Origin of the sequence: Rothia sp. (in: high G+C Gram-positive bacteria), from assembly GCF_015265375.1 — a bacterium.
In the GTDB taxonomy this organism is placed as follows: Bacteria; Actinomycetota; Actinomycetes; order Actinomycetales; family Micrococcaceae; genus Rothia.
Genome location: NZ_JABZXW010000081.1, coordinates 1 through 6797, shown reverse-complemented (window position 1 = coordinate 6797; position 6797 = coordinate 1). Strand labels below are relative to the sequence as shown.

5 protein-coding genes and 1 pseudogene are annotated in these 6797 nt (G+C 58.3%); 5 read left to right on the top strand and 1 reads right to left on the bottom strand.

Features of this window, described 5'->3' with window-relative positions; all coding sequences use genetic code 11:
• Positions 1-18: 18 nt before the first annotated feature.
• From HXO69_RS08350 to HXO69_RS08330, 5 genes are all read left to right on the top strand, one after another.
• Positions 19-1281 carry a glutamyl-tRNA reductase gene (locus HXO69_RS08350; protein WP_296546468.1) on the top strand — a complete coding sequence of 421 codons (1263 nt, stop codon included), beginning with the start codon at positions 19-21 and terminating at the stop codon, positions 1279-1281.
• Between the two features lie 219 nt (positions 1282-1500).
• A complete protein-coding gene (locus tag HXO69_RS08345; protein WP_296546467.1) occupies positions 1501-1728 on the top strand; it encodes a DUF3107 domain-containing protein in 228 nt (75 codons plus the stop codon).
• A gap of 510 nt (positions 1729-2238) precedes the next feature.
• Positions 2239-3957 carry a DEAD/DEAH box helicase gene (locus HXO69_RS08340; RefSeq protein ID WP_296546466.1) on the top strand — a complete coding sequence of 573 codons (1719 nt, stop codon included), beginning with the start codon at positions 2239-2241 and terminating at the stop codon, positions 3955-3957.
• Between the two features lie 8 nt (positions 3958-3965).
• A complete protein-coding gene (locus HXO69_RS08335) occupies positions 3966-5237 on the top strand; it encodes a site-specific DNA-methyltransferase (protein ID WP_296546465.1) in 1272 nt (423 codons plus the stop codon).
• A gap of 208 nt (positions 5238-5445) precedes the next feature.
• The gene (locus HXO69_RS08330; protein ID WP_296546464.1) at positions 5446-6270 is read left to right on the top strand and encodes an S-layer homology domain-containing protein; all 825 of its coding nucleotides are present in this window, start codon (positions 5446-5448) and stop codon (positions 6268-6270) included.
• Between the two features lie 47 nt (positions 6271-6317).
• Here HXO69_RS08330 and HXO69_RS08325 read toward each other — a convergent pair.
• Positions 6318-6797: pseudogene (locus tag HXO69_RS08325) on the bottom strand (hypothetical protein); the annotation flags it as partial.

Here is a 6797-nt window from a genome sequence, read left to right as displayed (position 1 = left end):
GGTTATGATTAATCTCTAGTGAGTACTTATGCATTTGTGGCATCGCACCACACCGTTGATCTGACCACCGTCGCTGCGTTGAGCGCCGGTGCCTCCGGCGTACCCGATGTTCTGGCGGCAGATGTAGCGCGTCAGCTCGGTGTTAAGGGTGCAGTAGTTCTTGCCACCTGTAACCGTCTTGAAATGTACGTTCAGCTGCACGTGTCTGCCCATGTCCCCATGGTTCGTGAGCTGATTGTTGATTCGATTGCGCAGACCTCCGGCCTGGACAAGGAGCTGGTTGCCTCCAGCTTCGACCTGTTCGAGGATGAGGAGGCTGCACGCCACCTGCTAACGGTCGCCTCCGGCCTGGAATCTGCCGTGGTGGGCGAGCGCGAAATCGCCGGTCAGGTACGCCGCGCGCTGGCTGCCGCGCAGACGAAGGCGCAAGAGGAGGGAGTAACCCTTCCCGGTGAGCTGGTGCAGCTCTTTGAGCATGCGGCGCATACGGCTCGCCAGGTGGGTCAGCACACGGCGCTTGGCGCCCAGGGCCGCTCCATTGTGTCTGTTGCCCTGGATCTTGCGGATGAGGTCGCCGAGAAGGATTGGTCGACCCGCCGCGCCCTGATTTTTGGTACGGGTGCGTACGCGGGTGCGACCATTGCGGCTCTGCGTGAGCGCGGTTGCGCCGATATTTGGGTCAATTCCCGTTCGGGACGTGCCGCCGAGTTCGCGGCGAAGCGCGATGTTTTCGCGGTGCCCGAGGGCGGTATGGAGCAGGCGATGGCTGAGGCTGACGTGATTATTGGCTGCTCTGGCGGTTCCGATCCGCTGCTTCCCGAGCAGATTCCGGCCGGTCACCACACGATTCTTGACCTGGCGCTTTCGCGTGACTTTGACCCGTCGGTCGCTGATCTGCCGAATGTTGAGCTGATTACCCTTGAATCGGTGCGCCTTGCCGCACCCGAAGAGACCGAGGAATCTGTTGCGACGGCTACGCGCATCGTGGAGTCTGAGCTGGCGGCGTTTGTGTCTCGTCAGCGTTCCCGCACGATTGACTCGGCGATTGTTGCCCTGCGCTCGCACACGCTGGATGTGCTGGATTCCGAGCTGGAGAAGGTACGTAACCAGTTTGGTTGCGGTGCGGCGACGGAGCAGTTTGAGCTGGCGATGCGCCGCATGGTGAAGTCTCTTCTGCACACCCCGACGGTGCGCGCCAAGAAGCTTGCGGCGGAGGGCCGCGCGGAGGATTACGTGCAGGCGCTGGAGACTCTCTACGGTATTCAGGTGGAGGAGTCCTAAGAGTCTACTCCCCTCTTCCCTGTGTTTTTCGCTCGCATTTTCATGCGTGACGCGGTGCTCTCGCGGCGCTCTGCTGACGGAGTATTTTATTAGCCCCCGGCGAAGCGTCCCCTATTCCAGGTGCTAATGGGCGCATTCACGCTAGAGTAGATGCTAGATAAGACAGTTCCCATACCCGGCGCGCGCTTAGCGGCGCCGGACTATTCTGCGAGGAGACTCATGGAAATCAAGATTGGCGTTCGCCACATCGCCCGCGAAATCGTTGTTGAGACCAGCGAATCCAAGGACGTTATCACCGAGAAGGTCGCTAAGGCGATTGAGGACGGCTCCCTGCTGCAGATTACTGACGATAAGGGCAACACCACCCTGATTTCTGGCGCTCAGATCGGCTATGTTGAGCTGGGTTCTGACGCTAAGCGTCACGTTGGTTTCGGTATCGGCGCCTAAGTATTCAGCCGTCTGAACCCCCTTTAGCTTTAGCTTTCCCCCGCATCCGTCACGATGCGTAGCCGCGCTTTATGCGCTGTGTGCGTGCGCTTTATGCGCCGTATGGTTACGCCGTGCCGAATGCGGGGGTTTGCGCTTTAAACCGCCCGCACAAAAACCTTGCGATACCCGGTTTTGGGGCGGTATATCGCCCATCACGGGCGCACACCACAACCGACCGGGGGTGCGTCGAAAGCAAATCCGGGTTAATATTGAGGGGTTAAGTGAATGACCGGTCGTACCCCTTTCAAGACCCCGAGGCTGCACCTCATCATGAATCAACCATGAGCACTAATCATGTGTATTGAGCATGTGTGCAGGCGGCGTCTCGGCAAGAATTTCCCGTGTAAGAATTTCCCGCGGCCGGCTTTCGACGCCCGCCCGTCACCGCCTCCACCGTTGGGGCGCTGGCTGGCACACCCCGTCTCGGGGAGAAACACACCCCGAACAGGGGTAGAAAGATACGGTCCAGTGACTGAAACGAACACGCAGGAAACCACTCAGACTGCAAAGTCCTTCGCCGACTTCGGCGTTCGCCAGGATATTAGCGACGCCCTCGCGGCGGTTGGCATTACCTCCCCCTTCCCCATCCAGGAGCTGACTCTTCCCGTGGCTCTGTCTGGCCAGGACATCATTGGTCAGGCGAAGACCGGTACCGGTAAGACCCTCGGCTTTGGTCTGCCCACCATTCAGCGTGTGGTCGGCCGCGACGATGAGGGCTGGGCTGATTTGGAGTACCCCGGCGCACCTCAGGCGCTGATTCTGGTTCCGACCCGCGAGCTTGCCATTCAGGTGGGTGAGGACCTGGCGATTGCTGCGAAGCTGCGCAACGCCCGCGTCGCGACCCTGTACGGTGGTGTGCCGATTGAGCCCCAGGCTGAGCTGCTGCGCCGCGGCCTGGAGGTTGCGGTGGGTACCCCCGGCCGCATTATCGACCTGTACCAGCAGGGCTTCCTGAACCTGAAGCAGGTTAAGATCGTGGTCCTCGATGAGGCTGACGAGATGCTGGACTTGGGTTTCCAGCCGTCGGTTGAGAAGATCCTCAGCTACCTGCCGGAGGACCGCCAGAGCATGCTGTTCTCCGCAACCATGCCCGGCCCGGTCATTGCGATGGCACGCCAGTACATGACCAAGCCCATGCGCATTAGCGCCGCTGACCCCGAGGACGCTTCGAAGACCAAGGCGTCGATTCGCCAGGTTGTCTACCGTGCGCACCACCTGGACAAGGACGAGATGATTGGCCGCATTCTGCGCGCTACCGGCCGCGGCCGCACCGTCATCTTCACCAAGACCAAGCGTGACGCTGCCCGCGTGGCGGAGGAGCTGGTGAACCGTGGCTTCGCTGCCGCTCCCCTGCACGGTGACCTGAACCAGGTTGCGCGTGAGCAGGCGCTGAAGGCGTTCCGTACCGGCAAGGTCGACATTCTGGTCGCTACCGACGTGGCGGCTCGCGGTATTGACGTTGAAGACGTGACCCACGTGATTAACCACCGCGTGCCCGAGGACGAGAAGACTTACCTGCACCGTACTGGCCGTACCGGTCGTGCGGGCAATGAGGGTACCGCTATCACCCTGGTTGACTGGGATGACCTGCCGCGCTGGAAGGTCATTAACGACGCCCTGGAGCTGGGTGTTCCCGAGCCGGTTGAGACCTACTCTTCCTCTGAGCACCTGTTCTACGACCTGAACATTCCGGCTGGCACTAAGGGCCGTCTGCCGCGCGAGGAGCGTGTGGCTGAGGGCATGGGCGATGAGTTCTTTGAGAGCGCCCGTGACTCGCGTGATGGCCGTCCGGCTCGTTCCCGCGGTGGCCGCGACGGTTCCCGTGAGGGCGGTCGTGACGGCGAGAAGGGTTCGCGCCGTTCCCGAGGTGGTCGTGACGGCGGCCGCGAGGGTCGTTCCGGCGAGCGCCGCGGCGAGCGCCGTAGCCGCTCCGAGGGTCGCAAGCGCACTGAGCGTTCCGAGCGTTCTGCCGAGCGTGCGGAGCGTACCGAGCAGGGCGCATCCGAGCGTTCTGAGCGTGCGCCTCGCCAGCGTCGCCGTACCCGCCGTGTTGAGGGTCAGCCGGTGGAGGGTGAGGGTCGCCGCCGTACCCGCCGCCGTTCTGAGGGTTCTCGCGGTGAAGGCTCTCGTTCTGAGGGTTCTCGCGGTATGGGCCGTGGCGCTGACCGTGCTGGTTCTGAAGGCTAGGGCCGGGGTTGGGTATTTCAGCATCCCCGGCGCCCGCCGCGCCCTCCCCTGCCGTTGAGGCGAACTCCGCGGATTCGGCGCTTTTTGACCCGCAGGGCCCGTCGTTGCTGGTGCAGGCAGATAACTTGGAGTATCTGCGTGAGCTGCCCGATGGTGCGTTCACTGTCATCTACATTGACCCGCCGTTCAATACGGGTAAGAAGCAGACACGCCGCACCTTGAGCGCGGAGGCTTCTGAGAAGGGTGACCGCACCGGTTTTAAGGGCAAGAGCTATTCGAGCACCCTGCAGACCCTGGCGAGCTATAACGACTCGTTCGAGGATTATTGGGCGTTCCTTGCTCCGCGTATTGAGCAGGCGCATCGTCTGCTCGCGCAGGACGGCACTCTGTACCTGCACCTGGATTGGCGTGAAGTGCACTACGTGAAGATCATGTGCGACATGATTTTTGGTCGTGAGAACTTCATTAATGAGCTGATTTGGGCGTATGACTACGGTGCGAAGTCTACGCGCCGCTGGCCGACGAAGCACGACAATATTCTGGTGTATGCGAAGGATCACCGCAGCTATTACTTCAATACTGCGGAGGTTGATCGTGAACCGTATATGGCTCCGGGCCTGGTGACTGAGGAGAAGGCTTCTCGCGGTAAGCTCCCTACGGATGTGTGGTGGCATACGATTGTGTCGCCGACGGGTAAGGAGAAGACGGGTTATCCTACGCAGAAGCCTACGGGTCTGTTGCGTCGTATGATTGCGGCGAGTTCCCGCCCGGGTGATTGGGTGTTGGATTTCTTCGCTGGTTCTGGTTCTACGGGTGCGGCGGCGGCTCAGTTGGGCCGTAAGTTCGTGTGTGTGGATCAGAATCCGCCGGCTATTGAGGTGATGGCTAAGCGTCTGGGCGTGGATTCGGTGTCTTTTGAGGCGTACCGTGGTGTGCCCCGTGGGGCGAGTGTGTTGTTCACGCCGAAGCGTACGGTGGGTGTTCGTGGCGGTACGAGTCGTGATGCGTTGACGGCGGCGAGCCGTCATGCGTTGAAGGCTGTGTTGGATACGTTGACGGAGACTACGCAACCGGTTGAGGGTGCGTCGTGCCGGTTTGTGCGTCACTGGTCGATGGATGCGGTGGATAAGAAGATGCGTATTGATGGGCGTGATGAGTTGCGTCGTCAGCGTCAGCATCAGGCGCGGGCGAAGGCTCGTGCGGCGCGTGCGGCTGCTCAGCTGGATGCGGCGGCTGCGGGTGCGGTGTTGCAGCATCATGCGTCGCGTGAGAGCGTCTAGGCGGTCTTTTTCCGCGTGTTCGTGAGAGTTACGCGTTATGAGTGTGGGGAGGGTTCCTTGATGAGGAACCCGCCCCACACTCTTTTTGTTTTCACCTCATTGCATCTTCTCTAAATCTCTACCTGAAGGTTAGGATTTTTGATACGCTGAGAACGTTCTACTCACTGGGGCGCACAAAGATTGTGCCCCCTCTGTTCATGAAGGAGCTATGATGCTTCGACAATTATTCACCCGCCCCACGAAGCGGACCATCCAGGCCGGCGGCACGGTACTGCTGGCAGGCGCCATGGTGTGCGGTAGTGTTCCGGCGTATGCCATTGGGGCGGTTAAGCCGCATCAGGCTACACCTATCGCGCAGCCAAACGAACCCGCAGTAACCTGCACTGATAGGGCTCTTTTCCGTTATCTGGCAAATACTGCTCTAGCAAAGGAACTTGTATTCGACTGGGCTGAGTGTGCTGGCCTCATTACTGAATATCAAAAACACGAGTTATTCATTAAATCTCCAGTTATCTCTCGCGGGCAGTTCTTGGAGTATCTATATCGCCTGTCGGGTTCTCCTGAGGTGAAGAATCTTCCGGCTCAGTCTCCGTATAGCGATATCAAGACTGATGATCCGCGTTTTCCCGTGGTGATGTGGGCTCGCCAACGGGGTATTACCTGGGGTTGGAGCGATGGGAATTTCCATTACGATACCCCCGCCGGTGATTCCACGATTGTACTCATGTTGTACCGTTTGGCTGGTAAGCCGGATGTGAATGTCCCTGAATATCACAGGGAAGCATGGGACGACCCCTGGGATAAAGAATGGCCCAATATGCCTTACGGTTCAGAGCTGCATAAGGCTTATTTGTGGATTACCCAAAAGACTTCTTTAGAGAAAGAAGGATACATTAAGGAACATTATAATGTTCGATTCGGAATGCATTTCAGTGCACAGGCAGGGAAAAATAGCTGGTTCACCTTCGCAGAATACGATTTAGCTTTTTCGGCTTTGCGAGTCGCTGACTCTCTGGGAGCATTCGAAAAGTAATCATAGTGCCCCGCATAATAAATGCGGGGCACAGCTATTTTTAGCGCTTATACGGTTATGGAGAGCTTCTTATCAGGATATTCTTCCTCTTTAATTCCAAGATTATATGAGTAGTGATTAACTTCAATTCTGGCATACTTATATAGTGGTTTATTAACACGAAGGACCCAGTTGTTTGTCAGCAATTCTATCTGGTCACTAGTACGTTGCTTACTAGATTGATGACAGGCGTCGAAAGCATTTGCCCCAATAATATTAAGACGTCCGGCTCCTCCTTCAAGGTAGAATCCCCATCGTGCTGCGAGAGCCTTATCTAGTGGAAATTTATCCTCTGGCTTGTCACTATCTTCGTAGGGATTATCAGAGCGTACTCCTGTAAAGGTGCAGTCGCTAGCCCATGAGCTGATATACCAGTTTGCTGCCTCATGGTTATGTGCTGGTTTTGAGACTGCGTCATGCCAGCTGGAGGACTCACCGATACAACCCACATAGTTATTCCGCGGCATTAGGGCAAACCACCCGTGGCC

Coding starts and splice junctions, on each gene's coding strand:
- HXO69_RS08345 (WP_296546467.1), top strand. CDS start 1,501: ATGGAAATCAAGATTGGCGTTCGCCACATCGCCCGCGAAATCGTTGTT.
- HXO69_RS08330 (WP_296546464.1), top strand. CDS start 5,446: ATGATGCTTCGACAATTATTCACCCGCCCCACGAAGCGGACCATCCAG.